The sequence below is a fragment of the Mesorhizobium sp. M2A.F.Ca.ET.037.01.1.1 genome (assembly GCF_003998075.1).
Lineage (GTDB): Bacteria > Pseudomonadota > Alphaproteobacteria > Rhizobiales > Rhizobiaceae > Mesorhizobium.
Genome location: NZ_RZSA01001778.1, coordinates 1 through 487, shown reverse-complemented (window position 1 = coordinate 487; position 487 = coordinate 1). Strand labels below are relative to the sequence as shown.

The window sequence follows — 487 nt, the reverse complement described above, 5'->3', positions numbered from 1 at the left end:
GTCCTGACCTGCCCCTTGGTGCGGCCGTCCGTCAGCGTGCGCTGCACCGGCAGCGCGACATTGTCGAAGACCGTGAGGTTGGCGAAGACGCTGGTGATCTGGAAGGTGTAGGCGACGCCGAGCCTGACCCGTTGGTAGGCCGGCATGGCGGTGATGTCCACGCCGTCGAAGACAACGGCACCCGACGATGGCCGGATGCGGCCCGAGAGCAGGCTGACGAAAGTCGTCTTGCCGGCGCCGTTCGGGCCAATGACGGCGCGGATCTCGCCCGGCATCAGCGCGAAGTCGACGCCGTCGACGGCGCGCAGGCCGCCGAACTGGCGCGAAAGACCCTTGGTGGTGAGCAACGGCATCATGGCAGCCACCCCAGCCAGCGCTCGCGGATGCTGCCCATGATGCCCTTTGGGGCAAACAGGACGAGCAGGATGAGCGCGACGCCGACGATCAGCAGATAGGCCGAGGTGAAGCCGCTGGTGATGTCGGTGAC

Annotated in this window: 1 protein-coding gene and 1 pseudogene; both read right to left on the bottom strand. The window is 67.1% G+C overall.

The window, feature by feature from the left end:
- A partial coding sequence (locus EOA27_RS39755; protein ID WP_127259124.1) for an ATP-binding cassette domain-containing protein occupies window positions 1–356 on the bottom strand: 356 nt, incomplete at its 3' end.
- Window positions 353–487, bottom strand: a pseudogene (locus EOA27_RS43280) (branched-chain amino acid ABC transporter permease); the annotation flags it as partial. The pseudogene EOA27_RS43280 and the gene EOA27_RS39755, both read right to left, overlap by 4 nt.